Origin of the sequence: Actinoplanes sp. NPDC089786, assembly GCF_040684855.1 — a bacterium.
Lineage (GTDB): Bacteria > Actinomycetota > Actinomycetes > Mycobacteriales > Micromonosporaceae > Actinoplanes.
The window spans coordinates 1,586,033-1,602,166 of sequence record NZ_JBFBGU010000001.1; the positions used below are offsets into that span (position 1 = coordinate 1,586,033).

Genomic DNA, 16,134 nt, shown 5'->3' on the forward strand with positions numbered 1-16,134 from the left:
GGCATGTTCGGGTGGTGGGGACGCGCCGTCGTACGCGTCCGCGGAGCGGTGATTGTCGCCGCGCTGGCTCTGGTCGCGGCCGGCGCCACCTGGGGTCTCGGCGTCTTCGGCGAGCTCACCGGCGGCGGCTACGACGACCCCGGCTCCGAGTCCAACCGGGCGCGCGACGCGATCGCCGAGCGCCTGCACCGGCCCGACCCCGACCTGGTGGTGCTCTGGTCGAGCGGCGACACAACCGTTCAGGACGCTCGGGTACGCGCGGCGATCGGCGCCGCGGTCGCCGACATCCGCGAGCAGCCGCAGGTCACCAACGTGGCCAGCTATCTCGACGGGCGTATCCCGGGGCTGATCAGCAACGACGGCCGGGCCACCTACGCCACCGTCTGGCTGGCCGGCGACGACGCGGACGCCAAGCTGGCCGCGTACGAGGCGGTCGAGCCCCATCTGGAGGCGGCCGGGCTGCGCACCGACGTCGGCGGCGAGGTGGCGTTCAACCAGCAGGCCAACGAGCAGACCGAGCGGGACGTGACCCGGGCCGAGCTGTTCTCGCTGCCGGTCCTGCTCCTGCTGCTGATCCTGATCTTCCGTGGCGTGGTGGCGGCGCTGTCCCCGCTGGTCATCGGTGGCATCGCGATTCTCGGCGCGTTCCTGGCCGTACGCGGGCTGACCTATCTGACCGACATCAGCGTCTTCGCGATCAACGTGATCACCCTGCTCGGGCTGGGCATGGCGATCGACTACTCGCTGTTCGTGGTCAGCCGTTTCCGCGAGGAGCTGGCCAACGGGCGGGACGTGCCGGAGGCGATCCGGATCACGGTCGTGACGGCCGGCCGTACCGTCGTGGTCTCGGGGTTGACCATCATGCTGGCCCTGTCGTCCCTGCTGATCTTCCCGCAGCCGTTCCTGGGCGGGATGGCGATCGGGGGCATGGCGGCGGTGCTGGTCGCCATGCTCGCCGCGCTGACCGTGCTGCCCGCGGCGCTGTCCCTGCTCGGGCACCGCATCGACCGCCTGCGCATCCCGCTGCCACACCGTCGTGACGCCGTACCCGGCGCCGGCTGGGCCCGCCTCGCCCACAGCGTGATGCGCCGGCCGGTGCCCTACCTGCTCGGCGTCCTCGCCCTGCTGGTGCTGTTCGCGGTGCCGTTCACCAGGGTGGAGTTCGGCGGGTTCGACGCCCGGGTGATGCCGGCCGACACCCCGGCCCGGATCGTGGTCGAGACGCTGCGTGACGATTTCCCGGGCGGCGGCGCCACCCCGATCGATGTGTACGCTCCCGCGGGTAACGCCGCGGCGCTGGCCGGGCGCATCTCCGGGCTGCGTGGCGTGACCGACGCCCAGGCGACCGACCCGTCCCTGGTCACCGTGATCACCGCGTACGACCCCAGCAGCGAGGCCGCGCGCGAGGTGGTCCGGCAGATCCGTGACCTGGCGCCGGACGCCCTGGTCGGCGGCCGCGCGGCGATCGACCAGGACCTGCTGGAGAGCCTGGCCGAGCGGCTGCCGTGGATGGCGCTGATCATGGCCGTGGCCACCTTCCTGCTGCTCTTCCTGGCCTTCGGGTCGGTGCTGCTGCCGATCAAGGCGGTGGTGATGAACGCGGTCTCGATCGGCGCGTCGTTCGGCGTGGTGGTGTGGATCTTCCAGGACGGCCATTTCGAGAGCCTGCTGCGCTTCGAGTCGACCGGGTTCATCGAGCCCAGCAACATGATCCTGGTCCTGGCGGTGCTGTTCGGCCTGGCCACCGACTACGAGGTGTTCCTGCTCTCGCGGGTCCGTGAGGAGTGGGACCGCACCGGCGACAACACCACCGCGGTCGCCACCGGCCTGCAGCACACCGGGCGGATCATCACCGCGGCCGCGCTCCTGCTCATCGTCGTGGTGGCCGGGTTCGCGACCGGCGGCGTCTCGATCGTGAAGACGATCGGCGTGGGCATGATCGTGGCCATCCTGGTCGATGCCACGCTGGTGCGGGCGCTACTCGTGCCGGCCACCATGCGCCTGCTCGGCCGGCTCAACTGGTGGGCGCCCGGCCCGCTCGCGCGCTTCCGCTCGCCTTTGCTGGAAGGCGCCGGCGCTGAGGGTGGCGCCGTACCCCACCAGCATGAGGACGTGGAAGAGGTAGAGCCAGAGGCCGATCGCGACCATGCCGCCGATCTCGGTGAAGCCACCGAACGGGACACCGAGGTCCAGCGGTAGCGAGCAGAACAGCACGAAGCCGTGCAGGAAGCCGGACAGGTTGGCGGCGGTGAACGAGCCGACCACGACGGTGGCGAGCCACGGCGGGCGGCCCGGGGCGAGGTAGCGGTAGACCCAGATCACCATCGGGGTCAGCACCAGCCAGCAGGCCAGGAACGACAGGACCACACCGCCGACGGCGTACCAGCCGCCGCGTACCCACAGACCGCTGGTCACCGGGAGCGCCAGGAACACGGCGAGCAGCAGGGCGGGCGCCGCGGCCAGCAGCGGCAGCCAGAGGATCCGCCCGCGCCAGCCGACCATCGTCTCGTCCCGGCTCCGGACCGAGACGAACGCCCGGCGCAGCCCCTCGCCGTAGAGCGTCGCCGGGAGCAGGCTGGCCAGGGCGAACCAGGGTGACAGCTGCAGCCCGGCGCCGATCAGCGCGGAGAGCGCCCGGGGCGCGCCGATCGCGTCCGGCAGCGCCTCGATGGTCAGCCCGGTCAGCCGCCGGATCCGGTCGGCCCCCGCCACCAGCCCGGTGACGTAGATCGCCAGCAGGCACACCGGCACCACCGCGATGCCGGCGTAGAACGTGACCGCGGCCGCGTGCAGCGACACGTCCCGCCCTCGGAGCGGACGGAGGACGGCTTTCAGGGTGGCCAGCACGCTGGACTGATACCCAGTTGTCCACAGGCAAATTCGGACTTCGGCCCGCGTCCGGGAAGATGGTCGTCATGCGGGAGCTAGTACTGCTCGGGTCGACCGGTTCGATCGGGACCCAGGCCATCGACATCGTCCGGCGCAACCCCGAGAGGTTCCGGGTGGTCGCGCTGGGCGCCGGCGGCGGCAACGTCGCGTTGCTGGCCGAGCAGGCCCTCGAGCTGGCCGTCGAGGTGGTCGGGGTGGCCCGGTCGTCCTGCGTCCAGGATCTTCAGCTCGCCTTCTACGCCGAGGCGCAGAAGCGCGGGTGGTCCAGCGGCGACTTCCAGCTGCCCAAGATCGTGGCCGGGCCGACCGCGATGGCCGAGCTGGCCGAGTGGCCCTGTGACGTGGTGCTCAACGGCGTCGTGGGCAGCCTCGGTCTCGCGCCCACGCTGGCCGCGCTGCGGGCCGGCCGCACGCTGGCGCTGGCCAACAAGGAGTCGCTGGTCGCCGGCGGGCCGCTGGTCCGGGCCGCGGCGGCGCCCGGGCAGATCGTGCCGGTCGACTCCGAACACTCGGCGCTGGCCCAGTGCCTGCGCGGCGGTCGCCGGGACGAGGTGCGCCGGCTGGTGCTGACCGCGAGCGGGGGCGCCTTCCGCGGCCGATCGCGCGACGAGTTGACGCATGTCACACCGGAAGACGCGCTCAAGCACCCGACCTGGGACATGGGCCCGGTCGTCACGATCAACTCGGCCACCATGGTGAACAAGGGACTCGAGGTGATCGAGGCCCACGAGCTGTTCGACGTGCCGTACGCCGACATCGAGGTGATGGTGCACCCCCAGTCGGTGCTGCACTCGCTGGTCGAGTTCGCCGACGGCTCCACGCTGGCCCAGGCCAGCCCGCCCGACATGCGGCTGCCGATCGCGCTGGCGCTGGCGTGGCCCGATCGGGTGCCCGGTGCGGCGGCCGGGGTCGATTGGCGTGAGGCTCACAACTGGGAGCTGCGACCGCTCGACGACCAGGCCTTTCCGGCCGTACGGCTGGCGAAACAGGCGGGTGAGGCGGGGCATCTGTTGCCCGCTGTCTACAACGCGGCCAACGAAGAGTGTGTGGCCGCGTTCGTGTCCGGTCGGCTACCTTTTCTGGGCATCGTCGACACCCTGGAACGGGTGCTCTCGGCGGCGCCCGGTTTTGCTGATCCGGGTACCGTCGATGACGTGCTGGCCGCGGAGTCCTGGGCGCGGACCCAGGCGCAGCGGATGATCGCGACTGCGGCAGAAGGAGCCTGATGCTGTATTGGGTGGGTGTGGCGGCGTTCGCGCTGGCCATCCTGATCTCGGTGAGCCTGCACGAGGCGGGCCACATGATCACTGCCAAGCGGTTCGGCATGAAGGTCAGCAAGTACTTCGTCGGCTTCGGCCCGACGGTGTTCTCCTTCAAGCGCGGTGAGACCGAGTACGGCCTGAAGTGGATCCCGCTCGGTGGCTTCTGCAAGATCGTCGGGATGACGCCGCAGGACGACGACGTCGACCCGGCCGACCAGCCGCGGGTCATGTGGCGGTTCCCGGTCTGGAAGCGGACGATCGTGATGGCGTCCGGCTCGATCACCCACTTCCTGCTGGCGCTCGTGGCGATGTGGTTCGCGGCGGTCTTCGTCGGCCTGCCCAACCCCGCCCTGCCGACCGACGCGGCCGAGCAGCGGGCCGCGCCGGCCCAGATCCAGGTCGGCGACTGCGTGCAGATCAGCCTCCGCGAGACGCCCTGCGCGGTGGGCACCAACGGCGACCTGAAGGGCCCCGCGGCCGCCGCCGGGCTCAAGACCGACGACATCATCACCGCGATCAACGGCAAGCCGATCGACAACTACGGCCAGCTCACCGACACCATCCGGGCGCTGCCGGCCGGGCCCGCCGAGTTCGCCTACAGCCGCGCCGGCCAGCCCGGCACCGCCTCGGTCGACCTGGTCGCGGCCCAGCGCCCGCCGCTGGACGACCCGAGCGGGACCGTCACCCAGGTGGCCGTGGCCGGCATCAGCTGGACCACCACCGAGCCCGGCCTGATGACCTACGGCCCGATCGACGCCTTCGGGGCCACCGGCGAATACACCGTAACCATCCTCAAGGGCACCTTCGAGGCGATGAAGCGGATCCCCGAGAAGGTCCCGGCCCTGTGGAACTCGATCACCGGCGACACCCGCGACCCCGACACCCCGATCAGCGTGGTCGGCGCCAGCCGCCTCGGTGGCGAGGCGATCGCCGCCGGCCTGCCCCAGGTGTTCCTGATGATTTTCATCTCGCTGAACGTCTTCATCGGCATCTTCAACCTGCTGCCGCTGTTGCCGCTCGACGGCGGACACATCGCGATCGCGTGGTACGAACGCGTCCGCTCGTGGCTCTACGCCAGGCTCAAGCGACCCGATCCAGGGCGTGTCGACTACTTCAAGTTGATGCCGTTGACCTACGCCGTCATCCTGATCGGTGGGGCGTTCACCCTGCTCACCATCACGGCGGACGTCGTCAATCCGATCTCGATCTTCTCCAGGTGATGTGACAGTGACCGCAGTAAGTCTCGGCATGCCGGCCGTTCCGCCGCCGCCGCTCGCCCCCCGCCGCAAGAGCCGCCAGCTCATGGTCGGCTCGGTTCCCGTGGGTGGTGGCGCCCCGGTCAGTGTCCAGTCGATGACCACAACCCTCACCGCCGACGTGAACGCCACGCTGCAACAGATCGCCGAGCTCACGGCGTCCGGCTGCCAGATCGTCCGGGTCGCGGTGCCGTCACAGGACGACGTCGAGGCGCTGCCCGCGATCGCCAAGAAGTCGCAGATCCCGGTCATCGCCGACATCCACTTCCAGCCCAAGTACGTGTTCGCGGCGATCGACGCCGGGTGCGCGGCGGTCCGGGTCAACCCGGGCAACATCCGCAAGTTCGACGACCAGGTCAAGGAGATCGCGAAGCGGGCGGGCGACGCCGGCATCCCGATCCGGATCGGCGTCAACGCCGGCAGCCTCGACAAGCGGCTGCTGGAGAAGTACGGCAAGGCCACCGCCGAGGCGATGGTCGAGTCGGCGCTGTGGGAATGCTCACTGTTCGAGGAGCACGGCTTCCGCGACATCAAGATCTCGGTCAAGCACAACGACCCGGTGGTGATGATCCGGGCCTACCGTCTGCTGGCCGAGCAGTGCGACTACCCGCTGCACCTCGGCGTGACCGAGGCCGGGCCGGCCTTCCAGGGCACGATCAAGAGCGCGGTGGCGTTCGGCGCGTTGCTGGCCGAGGGCATCGGCGACACGATCCGGGTGTCGCTGTCGGCGCCGCCGGTCGAGGAGATCAAGGTCGGCAACCAGATCCTCGAGTCGCTGGGGTTGCGCGAGCGCGGGCTGGAGATCGTCTCCTGCCCGTCGTGCGGCCGGGCCCAGGTCGACGTCTACACGCTGGCCGAGCAGGTCACCGCGGCGCTCGAGGGCTTCCCGGTGCCGCTGCGGGTGGCCGTCATGGGCTGCGTGGTGAACGGGCCGGGCGAGGCGCGCGAGGCCGACCTGGGCGTGGCCTCCGGCAACGGCAAGGGCCAGATCTTCGTCAAGGGCCAGGTCATCAAGACCGTGCCCGAGTCGATCATCGTCGAGACGCTGGTCGAAGAGGCGCTGCGGCTCGCCGACCAGATGGGCGCCGACCTGCCCGACGAGATGCGCGAACTGCTCCCGGGGCCGACCGTCACGGTGCACTGAGCCGGGCCGTCACGCCGAAGTGGTCGCCGGCCCAGACGCCGTCGACGGGCTGGTCCAGAACCAGCTCGCACTCGTCGACGGCGAGGGCCGGGCCCCACTCGTCCATCCGGACGAAGATGTAGTCCATCCGGCGACCGAGTTCGTGGCGGATGCTGCCGTGGGCTCGCAGCGGGTTGTCCGCGGTGAAGGTCAGCCCATCGTGTGCGGGTTCCCGGCGCGGCGCCGGGCAAACGGTGGCGGGCGCTCAGAACAGCCGGGCGCTCAGAACAGCACGGTGGCGAAGGTGCCCGCCGGCCGGAAGCCGCAGCGGACGTAGGCCCGGCGGGCGGCGGTGTTGTAGTCGTTCACGTAGAGGCTGACCGTCGGGGCCACGCGATGTAGCGCGTCGAGGGTGACCGCTGCCATCGCCGGGGCGGCCAGGCCTCGGCCGCGGAACTCCGGGTCGACCCAGACGCCCTGGACCTGGGCGGTGTGCCGGGTGGTGATGGCCAGCTCGGCCTTGAAGATCACCCGCCCCTCGTGGAAGCGGGCGTAGGCGCGCTTGCCGCGGACCAGCTCGGCGATGCGGCGACGGTAGCCGCGGCCGCCGTCGTCCTGGAGCGGGGAGACGCCGACCTCCTCGGTGTACATCGCGACGGCGGCCGGGAACAGCAGATCGACCTCGTCGTGGCGGACCAGGCGTACCCCCGGATCGGGCTTGATCTCGGGGTCTTGATCGGTCACGAGCAGGGGCTGGTCGGGGCGCACGTCGCGGGCCGGGCCCCAGTGCGCCGCGAGCCGGTCCCAGAGGTCGAGCACCGCGTCGGCGCGGCCGATGATCGACGAACAGATGCGTGGCTCGCCGGCCAGCAGCTCGGCGAAGGCGGTCACGGCGGCCGGGGTCGCGCACACCGGCACCAGATGGGCGCCCGACCAGATCAGCGACTCCACGCCGTGGCTGGGGCCGTAGCCGTAGACGCGGCCGTCGGATCGCCACCAGCTGAGCCCATGAGCAGCCACACGCTCGGCGATCTGGGCGCCGGCGTAGGGGTCTCGGTCGAGGATCCGCTCGACCGTCGCCCGCTCGGACTCCCCGAGCTGGCGCATCGGCACCGTCAGCACAGCTACCAGATTGCCAGATGACGCCTAGCTCACGCGCGACGTACCCCACTCCGCCAAGAAGGGGTTGCAGCCGATCGTTCGCCGATATATCGTCTAACTATCGACGACAGATTGGTGAAACATCATGAGGCACGAAGCATTCCGTCATCTGCACGAGGCCCGCATGCGTGGGTTCGGCTTCCCTCCCGGCTTCCCGTTCGGTCCCGGTGGTCCTGGTGGCCACGGCGGCCCCGGCTGGGGCGGCTGGGGCGGCGGGCCCGAAGGCCGCGGCGGCCGGCGTGGCGGTCGAGGTAGCCGGCCCAACGTCCGGCCCGCCGTCCTGGCGCTGCTCCTCGAGCGGCCCATGCACGGCTACGAGATCATCCAGGAGCTGGAGAGTCGCACCGGCGGCATCTGGCGCCCCAGCCCCGGCTCGGTCTACCCCACCCTCCAGATGTTGGAGGACGAGGGCCTGATCGAGGCCGAGGCGGCCGGCAGCCGCAAGAGCTACCGGCTCACCTCCGACGGCCGGCCCGAGGCCGAGACCGCCGCGCAGAACCCGCCGTGGGCGCAGTTCAGCGAGGACAGCATGTCCCAGGTGCACGACTTCCGTGACGCGGCCGCGGGCATCTTCGACGCGCTGCGCCAGATCGGCTTCAACGGAACGCCGGAGCAGCGGCAGAAGGCGCTGGAGGTGTTGGGGGACACCAAGCGCCGGCTGTACGCGATTCTCGCCGACAGCGAGTGACCGGCACCTTCGAGCGGCCCGCACCGAGCTTCGGTGCGGGCCGCTCCTCTTTGTGACGCTTGCCGCCTGTGGATAACCGTCGGTTCGGCGATTTCGGCGGCTACGTTGTTGCCCCACCCAGTGACGGGGTGGGGGGAGGAGGTGGGGGGCGCTGACGATCCAAGAATTTCGATCGGTTGGCCGTCGGCGGCTCGCCGCGGTCGCGGCGGCCGCGGTTTTCGGTGGCGCCCTGGCGATGTTGGCCGGGCTGATCGCGGCGCCCGGACCCTGGGAGCAGGGGTACGTGAGCGAGGCGGGAGTCACCGGCCTGCCGTTCGCCGGGGTGTATCGGACGGGGCTGGTGGTGCTCGCAATCGGCGTCGGCTGTCTCGGGCTGAGTCTGCGGGCGCGCCTTCTGCTGGTGGCGGCGGTGCTGGCGGGGATTTCCGGGGCGGTTCCGTGTACGGCGGGGTGCCCGCTGCCGCCGTACGAGGTGAGCACGTTCGGCGACGTGGTGCATGCCGGAGCCGCGATCCTCGGGATGGCGGTGCTGGCGGGGGCGATGGCGGTCAGGTGGTGGACCGCCGACGATCGGTTGTCCGGCTTGGCGGCGGGAGTCGTGGTTCCGGTCGGCGGGGCGCTCGGGCTCACCATGGTGTTCGCGGGGCGGGTGCCGCTGGGGGCCGTTCTGGAGCGGCTGCTTCTGGTGGTCGCGGTGGCCTGGCTGATCGGGACGGGGCTGCGGCGTTGGCTCGACCCCTCTCCGTAGCGTCAGGTGGGTGGCTCCTTCTGAGCGCCAGGATCGCCACGTCGCCCGGTGGGACGAAATGATCAACTCGCGGCTCCGTCTTGCTGCTTCTCCGTAGGTCCGTAATTATGGAGTTATGGAAGAGCGGAGCCTGGAAGAACGTGTCGCGGCGCTGGAGGAGCGGGTCGCCGCCCTGACCGCACGGCCGGAAGAGATCGTCGCGCCCAACCGGCACGAGCAGACCTTCTGGGCGCTGGAGGGCCTCCGGGCGCAGATCGGAGACCTCGAGGGCGGGGCGGTGCTCTACACCGGCATCGTCGAGCTGTCGCCGACCGAACACTACGAGTGGCAGATGGGCCTGCCCGTGCAGGGCCTGCTGGAGGACGACTGGTCCGGCCCGGCCACCACGCTCGCCGCTCTGGGCCATCCGGTGCGGCTGATGCTGCTCAAGCGGGTGCTCCAGGGGGTCCGCAACCCGGCCGACCTGGCCGAGCAGGAAGGGCTGGGCACGACCGGGCAGATCTACCACCACCTGCGGCAACTGGTCAGCGCCGGGTGGCTGCGTGCGTCGGCGCGTGGGGTCTACGAGGTCCCTGGCGAGCGGGTGATCCCGCTGCTGGCGCTGGTCATGGGAGCCAAGCGGTGAGGCGGGTCGACCGCGGTGATCGTGCGCTGGTGCTCGCTGCCGACGGTGGGCCGCGGCAAGCCGCAATGGCGCCGGCTTCAGTCGGGGCTGTCCGCCGCGATCTGCGTGGCCGTGCTCGCCTTCCTGGTGTGAGAGATCTGATGGGTACGCGCTTCCAGCGCCGTGACGACCGCGGCCATGTCGTCCGGGCCGTGGCCCAGCGCCACCGCCTCGCCGAACAGCTGCTCACACGCGTCGAGCAGCGGTGACGCGATCCCGGCGCGACGGGCGGCGTCGGCCACCAGCTCGCTGTTGTAGTGCACGTCCCGGATCGCGGCCTGCACCCCGAACTCCCGGTCGCGCAGCTTCACCGTCTTGATCCGGGAGATGTCGCTGGCCATCTGGCCGGCGTTCAGCACCGCGGTCAGCCGCTCCAGGTCGAGGCCGCCGCGCTCGGCGAAGTGGTACGCCTCGGCCAGCCCGGTCACCAGGTTGATCAGGTAGAGGTTGACCGCCAGCTTCATCAGCAGACCCTGCGGGACCGGGCCGCATTCCACGGCCTCACGGACCATCGGCGCGATCAGGGGCCGCACCACCGCCACGTCGTCCGGCGCCCCGGCGAGCATCGCGACCAGTTGCCCCGCCTCGGCCGGTTTGCGTGAGCCGGAGACCGGCGCCTCGACGTAGCGGCCACCGGCGGCGATCACGTCCTCGCCGAGGCCGGCCGAGTATTCCGGCGCGGTCGTGCCCATGTGGACCACGATGCGGCCCTTCAGCGCGGCGAAGTCGTCGGTGCCGCGGCCGAGCACGGCATCGATGGCCTCGCCGTTGGCCAGCATGAGCAGGACGACGTCGGCGCGGGCGATCACCTCGGCGGCCGAGGGCGCCATCAGGGCGGCCAACTCGTCGTCGGCCGGCGGGCGGCGGCTCCACACGACCAGGGGAGTGCCGGCGCGGGCCAGGTTGAGAGCCATCGGCACGCCCATCACGCCGAGCCCCAGAAATCCAACGATCATGGCCGAGACGATATGCGTCGTGGCCGGCGGAGGTCGCGAGCCAATCCAGCGATCGCGGATGCGGAAAAAAGAGTTGATCTTGGCCTTCCGCCGCCGCCCCCGCCCCGGAACTGGGTGGGTGGAAAGTAGGGCATGGGTACGACAGGTTTGGGTGGCTGTCCACAGGTCGGTCAGCCGACGCGGCGGACGATGGCCAGCAAGGACGCCTCGACGTCGTCGATCGGGCGCTCGGGGGAGAAGACCAGCCAGTCGACGGCCACGACCAGGCCCACGCCGAACAGGGCCGAGGACGCTACCCGGACGTCGAGGTCGGCGGGCAGGTCGCCGGAGTCGACGCCGGCCTGGAAGGTCTCGGCGATCACGCCGATCGCCTGTTCGCGGAGCAGGATCAGGGTCTGCTGCCACTCGCGGTTGGTGCGCCACATCTCGGAGAGCAGCAGCTGGGCGAAGGCCCGGTAGCGGCGGATGTAGTCGAGCTGGGCGTGCACCAGCGCCGCCACCGCCTCGCGGGCGGGCTTGCCGGCCACGGCCGCGCGGAACTCGTCGGTCAGCAGGCCGATCCCGTGCCGGAGGAGTTCCTCGAAGAGGGCGGTCTTGGAGGCGAAGTTGTAGTAGACGGTGCCCTTGGCGACCTTGGCCCGCAGCGCGATGTCGTCGACCGTGGTGGCCGAGAAGCCCTGCTCGGCGATCAGCTCCACGGCCGCCTCGAAGAGCTTCTGCCGGGTGTCGGTACGCCGTTTAGTGCGCCCGTCGACCGTCACGTCGTCCCCTCAGATCACCAGCGAAGGATGCAGCGCGGACGGGGTCAGCCGCCGGCCGCGGTGGGCCACCAGCACGGTCAGGATCAGGGCGCCCGCGCCGTAGCCCAGCAACGCCAGCGCGCCGGTCATCACGGTACCGGCCGCGCCGCCGTCGATGGCGTGGCGCAGCGCGCTCACCGCGTACGTCATCGGCAGCAGCGGGTGGACCGCCTGGAAGAACCACGGCGTGGTCTGCACCGGATAGGTGCCGCCGGAGGACGTGAGCTGGAGCATCAGCAGGACCAGGGCGACGATCCGGCCGGCGGGGCCGAGCGCGGCGCCGAGCAGCTGCATGATCGCGGCGAACACGGCGGCGGCCAGCATCAGCAGCCCTAACATCGCCCACGGGTGCACCGGGTTCAGCCCCAGCCCCAGGCAGACCACCCCGAACAGGAGGGTGGCCTGGGCGAAGCCGATCGCCACGGCGGGCAGGAGGCCGGCCAGCACGATGCGCGGGGTGGGCGCGCGCGAGGCGACGTGCCGGCGGTTCAGCGGCTTCAGCACCATGAAGGTGATCATCGCGCCGACCCAGAGGGCCAGGGCCAGGAAGTACGGTGCGAAGCCGACGCCGTAGGTGGCCGCCGGATGACGGGTGACGCGATCGAGCGCGACCGGGTCGCCGAGCACCTCCGAGCGTTCGGCGGCGTCGTCGTAGCCGGGAATCTGCTTGGCGCCGTCGGTCAGGCCGGTGGCCAGCCGTGCGGCGCCACCCTCCAGGTCGCCCAGCCCGGCGGCGAGCTTGCGACCGCCCTGGTCGAGCGTGGTCAGGCCGTCGTCGAGCTGCCGGGCGCCGGTGGCCAGGCGGTAGATGCCGCCGCTGAGCCGGTGTGCGCCGACGGCGGCACTGGTCGCGCCGGCATCGACCCGGTCGGCGCCGGCGGCGAGGTCGGACAGGCCGTCGGCCAGGGCGTCCACCCGGGTCCGCGCGGCCGCCACGTCGTCGGCCAGATGCGGTGCCGCCGCGGCCACCCGGTCGGCGGTGGCGGCCAGGGCCCGCAACCGCTTCTGGAGCTGGGCCAGGTCGGCGTTCTGCGACCGGAGCTCCTTCGCGGTGGCCACGAGCTGGCGTGCGGTCGCCCGGGCGTCGTCGATGCCCTCGGTCGTGTCGGGCAGGCCGTCCAGGTAGTCGCTCAGCGTCTCGGCGTCGTCCTCGGCCTTCCGCAACCCGGCGTCGAGGGCGCCGAGGTTGTCGGCCAGCGCGTCGGCGCCGGCGGCGACCTGCCGGGCGGCCGTCTGGATCAGGGCGGTGTTGTCCCGCAGCACCGGCCCGATGCGGTCGGCGGCGTCGTCGACCGCGGTCTTCAGCTGCTGCCCGCCGTTCGCGGCCCGTGCGGTGCCGTCAGCGAGTTGCCGGGTGCCGGCCTTGAGCTGGTCCAAGCCCGCGGCCAGGTCGCTCGCGCCCTTCCGCGCCGTGCCGAGCCCGCGGTCGAGCTGCCCGGCGCCGTCGGCCGCGGTGCCCAGACCGTCGGCCAGCCGGTCGGCGCCGGCCGACGCGTCGTGGGCGCCGTCGCGCAGCTGCCCGGCGCCGTCGGCGGCCTGCTCGGTCTGCTGCTTGAGGTCGGTGAAGCCGACCAGCATCCGGTCGAAGTAGCCGGCCGACGCCGAGGCGGCCGCGGCCGCGCGCACCTCGCTGAACGCGGTGCGGGAGAAGACGCCGGACAGGTAGTTGGTCGCGTCGTCGGTCACCACGTGCAGCTGCGCGGCGGTGGGCTCGGCGTCCTGGTCGGGGCCGGTGACCAGGTCGGCCGAGAAGTCGGCCGGAATGCGCAGAGCGATGTGGTACTCGCCGTCGTTCAGGCCCCGCTCGGCGCCGCGCTCGTCGGTCACGTGCCAGTCGAAGATCTGCCGCCGCTCGAGTTCGGCGGCGAGGTCCCGGCCCGCGTGCACGCTCGTGCCGTCGGTCGCCGTCGCGGGACGGTCCTCGACGACCAGGGCGGCCGGGATGTGGTTGAGCCGGCCGTACGGGTCCCAGAACGCGTAGAGGTACAGCGCCCCGTAGAGCAGCGGGATCACGGCGAGCACGACGATGGCGGCGGCGGTGAGCCGGCCGCGGAAGAAGCGTCGCAGCTCCAGGCCGGCCAGGGTGAGCGCGCTCATGCCGGGATTCCGAGCTCGATCACGCGGGTGGCGGCGTGCGGATGGGTGCGGGCGGTGATGATCACGGCGAGGGCTTCGGCGGTGAGGTCGGTGAGGGTCTGCAGCAGGTCGGCCCGCTCGGCGTCGTCGAGGCCGAGGTCCCAGTCGTCGAGCGCGACGACCGCCGGGTTCTCGACCAGGGCAAGAACCAGACCCAGGAGCTGTTTCTGGTACGGGCTGAGCTCGCGACCGCGGAGCCCGGGTGGGAGGCCGAGAAGCGGGACGGCTTCGAGGTCGGTGTTGCCTATAGGTGCGCAGAGCAGCTCTGCGCACCTATAGGCAACACCCCTGCGCCGGGGCCGGCCCAGCAGGGCGAGGCGCTCCCGGACGTGGTCGGCGACGGTCGCGGTCGGCTCGGGATCGGTGACCCCGGCGACGTGACCGAGAGACACGCCGCGCCGCGTCGGTGGCGGAGGCGCCTCGGTCTCGTCGACCGGCTCGGCCTTGTCGATCGGCTCGGTCTCGTCGGTGGCGGGGGTTTCGCGGGCTGACGGAGGCGTACCCGGCGGGGTGTGGATCTTGCCTTCGGTGAGCCTGAAGCGACCGGCCAGGGCGAGGAGCGCGGTGGTGCGGCCGCTGCCGGGCGGGCCGGTGAGCGCGACCAGGTCGCCCGGCTCGACCACCGCGTCGAGGCCGCGGACGACCCAGCGGCGGTGATGGCGGACGCCGGCACCCTCGGCGACGAGCACTGACATGACGGGCTCCTAATTGCACTGACTGGTCAGTACAAAAACCTACCCGCATCGCGGCCCGGGCTCCCAGTGAAGAACTTCACAGCTCCGGCGAAGGGCCACGCCTAGGATCAGCGCCATGGCCAAGCGCTGGGGTATGACCGTTCCGCTCGGCGGGATCCCGCTGTCCGAGCACGCCGAGGTGTTCAAGGCCCTGGTCGACGCCGGGTTCACCGACGCGTGGACGTCCGAGGTGGCCGGCTCCGACGCGTTCACGCCGCTCACGCTGGCCGCGGCCTGGGCGCCGACGCTGCGGCTGGGCACGGCGATCGCGCCGGTCTTCACCCGGGGGCCGGGGCTGCTGGCGATGACCGCGGCCGCGCTCGCCGAGACCGCGCCGGGGCGCTTCCAGCTCGGCATCGGCGCTTCGTCGCCGGTCGTGGTCGGCGACTGGAACTCCGTACCCTTCACCAAGCCGGTCGCCCGGAGCCGCGACATGCTGGGCTTCCTGCGTCCGGCGCTGGCCGGGGAGATGGTCGACCGCGAGTTCGAGACCTTCGCGGTACGCCGATTCCGGCTCGAGCGTCCGCCGGCGACCCCGCCGCAGGTGTTGCTGGCGGCGTTGCGCCCGGGCATGCTCCGGCTGGCCGCGGCCGAGGCGGACGGCGTGATCATGAACTGGCTGGCGGCCACCGACGTGCCGACCGCGCTGGCCGAGACCAAGGGCGCCGCCGCGGCCGACTTCGACGTGGTGGCGCGGATCTTCGTCTGCCCGACGGCCGACCGCGCCTATGCGCGCAACGTGGGGCGGCGCATGATCACGTCCTATCTGAACGTGCCGGCGTACGCCGAGTTCCAGAAGTGGCTCGGGCGCGGGCCGGCCCTGGCGGGCATGTGGACGGCGTGGCGGGCCGGGGACCGCAAGGGCGCGCTGGCGGCGATCCCGGACCAGGTGGTCGACGACCTGATCGTGCACGGGTCGCCGGCCGAGTGCCGGGACAAGATCCAGGCCTACGCCGACCACGGCATCCGCGTGCCGGTGCAGGCCCTGATCGCGACGCCCGAGTGGGAGTCCGGTGACACCGCCGCCAAGCTCGCCCTGGTCACCGCCCTTGGCGCCTGACCTCGACGACCGGCCTCAGCGGAAGTGCTCGCGCCCGGCCAGGACCGCGTCCAGCCAGCGCTCGTACCAGGACAGGAAGTCCGGGTCGCCGGTGAAGGTCGGCCCGGTCTCGTCGTTGTTGCCGACGACGCGGCCGCGGGCCGGCCCGCTGACCACGAGCAGCGACATGAAGCCGCATCCTTCGTCGCTCAGGGCGAGCGTGCCGCGGAAGGGTTCCTGATAGATGTCGTCCACGTCCCAGTCGTCGGGCACGTGGCCCGGTTCGACCGGGAAGGGCCGGGCCAGCAGGAAGGCATCGGACAGGTTGAGGTAGCCGTGGAACCAGTCGTCGAGGGGGTGCAGCCCGTAGTAGGGGCCGGCGCCACCATATGGTCCCGGGCCGCCGTGACCGATGGTCGTGATGAAGGCGCGATAGTCGGCCGGTAGCTCGACGCCGCCGTGGCCCCGCTCGAACTCGGCGACCGCGTCGTCGCTCAGCGGCGGGCCCAGCCGGAAACCGTGACTGCTCGCCCCGAACATCACCGGCTCACCGGGCTGGGCGGCCGCGTCACGCAGCTTGGCGGCCACCCGCGCGAGCCGCTCCGGCAGTTCGTCCATCACCCCAGTCAACCAGCAGCGGTCACGCCCGCCGAGGGGCGTGACCGCAACCGGCCGTCG

The 16,134-nt window shown here is 71.7% G+C and carries 15 protein-coding genes and 1 pseudogene; 8 read left to right on the top strand and 8 right to left on the bottom strand.

The window, feature by feature from the left end; genetic code table 11:
- Positions 1-3: 3 nt before the first annotated feature.
- Positions 4-1,971 (top strand): annotated as a pseudogene (locus AB0O15_RS07695) (MMPL family transporter); the annotation flags it as partial.
- A gap of 6 nt (positions 1,972-1,977) precedes the next feature.
- On the opposite strand, the gene AB0O15_RS07700 reads toward AB0O15_RS07695, so the two are convergent.
- Positions 1,978-2,847 carry a YhjD/YihY/BrkB family envelope integrity protein gene (locus AB0O15_RS07700; protein WP_364315410.1) on the bottom strand — a complete coding sequence of 290 codons (870 nt, stop codon included), beginning with the start codon at positions 2,845-2,847 and terminating at the stop codon, positions 1,978-1,980.
- A 59-nt stretch (positions 2,848-2,906) separates the two neighbouring features.
- Between AB0O15_RS07700 and dxr the strand changes: the two genes are divergently transcribed.
- Genes dxr through ispG form a run of 3 tightly spaced genes read left to right on the top strand, consistent with a single transcriptional unit; the run spans position 2,907 to position 6,551 of the window.
- Positions 2,907-4,115: a 1-deoxy-D-xylulose-5-phosphate reductoisomerase gene (dxr, locus tag AB0O15_RS07705; RefSeq protein WP_364315413.1), complete on the top strand. Its 1,209-nt coding sequence runs from the start codon at positions 2,907-2,909 to the stop codon at positions 4,113-4,115.
- Positions 4,115-5,371, top strand: a complete 1,257-nt coding sequence (locus tag AB0O15_RS07710; protein WP_364315415.1) for a site-2 protease family protein — start codon at positions 4,115-4,117, stop codon at positions 5,369-5,371. The genes dxr and AB0O15_RS07710 overlap by 1 nt, the downstream gene beginning before the upstream one ends.
- A 7-nt stretch (positions 5,372-5,378) precedes the next feature.
- Complete coding sequence (ispG, locus tag AB0O15_RS07715) at positions 5,379-6,551, top strand: flavodoxin-dependent (E)-4-hydroxy-3-methylbut-2-enyl-diphosphate synthase (protein WP_364315418.1); 1,173 nt, start codon at positions 5,379-5,381, stop codon at positions 6,549-6,551.
- Here the strand turns inward: ispG and AB0O15_RS07720 are convergent.
- On the bottom strand, positions 6,538-6,678 hold the full coding sequence (locus AB0O15_RS07720; RefSeq protein WP_364315420.1) for a hypothetical protein: 141 nt from the start codon (positions 6,676-6,678) through the stop codon (positions 6,538-6,540). The genes ispG and AB0O15_RS07720 overlap by 14 nt on opposite strands.
- 134 nt (positions 6,679-6,812) lie before the next feature.
- Positions 6,813-7,652 carry a GNAT family N-acetyltransferase gene (locus AB0O15_RS07725; RefSeq protein WP_364315423.1) on the bottom strand — a complete coding sequence of 280 codons (840 nt, stop codon included), beginning with the start codon at positions 7,650-7,652 and terminating at the stop codon, positions 6,813-6,815.
- 124 nt (positions 7,653-7,776) lie between these two features.
- On the opposite strand from AB0O15_RS07725, the gene AB0O15_RS07730 reads away from it, so the two are divergent.
- From AB0O15_RS07730 to AB0O15_RS07740, 3 genes are all read left to right on the top strand, one after another.
- Positions 7,777-8,379 (top strand): PadR family transcriptional regulator, encoded by a 603-nt coding sequence (locus tag AB0O15_RS07730; RefSeq protein WP_364315426.1) that lies wholly within the window; start codon positions 7,777-7,779, stop codon positions 8,377-8,379.
- A 157-nt stretch (positions 8,380-8,536) separates the two neighbouring features.
- On the top strand, positions 8,537-9,127 hold the full coding sequence (locus tag AB0O15_RS07735; protein WP_364317123.1) for a DUF998 domain-containing protein: 591 nt from the start codon (positions 8,537-8,539) through the stop codon (positions 9,125-9,127).
- Between the two features lie 115 nt (positions 9,128-9,242).
- Entirely contained in the window at positions 9,243-9,752 is a 510-nt protein-coding gene (locus AB0O15_RS07740) for an ArsR family transcriptional regulator (protein WP_364315428.1), read from the top strand.
- Between the two features lie 77 nt (positions 9,753-9,829).
- Here AB0O15_RS07740 and AB0O15_RS07745 read toward each other — a convergent pair whose 3' ends face one another.
- From AB0O15_RS07745 to AB0O15_RS07760, 4 genes are all read right to left on the bottom strand, one after another.
- Complete coding sequence (locus tag AB0O15_RS07745) at positions 9,830-10,747, bottom strand: NAD(P)-dependent oxidoreductase (RefSeq protein WP_364315430.1); 918 nt, start codon at positions 10,745-10,747, stop codon at positions 9,830-9,832.
- Positions 10,748-10,917: 170 nt separating this feature from the next.
- On the bottom strand, positions 10,918-11,508 hold the full coding sequence (locus AB0O15_RS07750) for a TetR family transcriptional regulator (protein ID WP_364315433.1): 591 nt from the start codon (positions 11,506-11,508) through the stop codon (positions 10,918-10,920).
- 9 nt (positions 11,509-11,517) lie between these two features.
- A complete protein-coding gene (locus AB0O15_RS07755; protein WP_364315435.1) occupies positions 11,518-13,644 on the bottom strand; it encodes a YhgE/Pip domain-containing protein in 2,127 nt (708 codons plus the stop codon).
- Positions 13,641-14,378 (bottom strand): ATP-binding cassette domain-containing protein, encoded by a 738-nt coding sequence (locus AB0O15_RS07760; RefSeq protein WP_364315437.1) that lies wholly within the window; start codon positions 14,376-14,378, stop codon positions 13,641-13,643. Before AB0O15_RS07760 ends, AB0O15_RS07755 begins: the two co-directional genes overlap by 4 nt.
- A 133-nt stretch (positions 14,379-14,511) precedes the next feature.
- Between AB0O15_RS07760 and AB0O15_RS07765 the strand changes: the two genes are divergently transcribed.
- Positions 14,512-15,477, top strand: coding sequence for an LLM class F420-dependent oxidoreductase (locus AB0O15_RS07765; protein ID WP_364317125.1), 966 nt, complete (start codon positions 14,512-14,514; stop codon positions 15,475-15,477).
- 15 nt (positions 15,478-15,492) lie between these two features.
- Here the strand turns inward: AB0O15_RS07765 and AB0O15_RS07770 are convergent, their stop codons facing one another.
- Positions 15,493-16,074 carry an SMI1/KNR4 family protein gene (locus tag AB0O15_RS07770; protein ID WP_364315439.1) on the bottom strand — a complete coding sequence of 194 codons (582 nt, stop codon included), beginning with the start codon at positions 16,072-16,074 and terminating at the stop codon, positions 15,493-15,495.
- Positions 16,075-16,134: the final 60 nt, after the last annotated feature.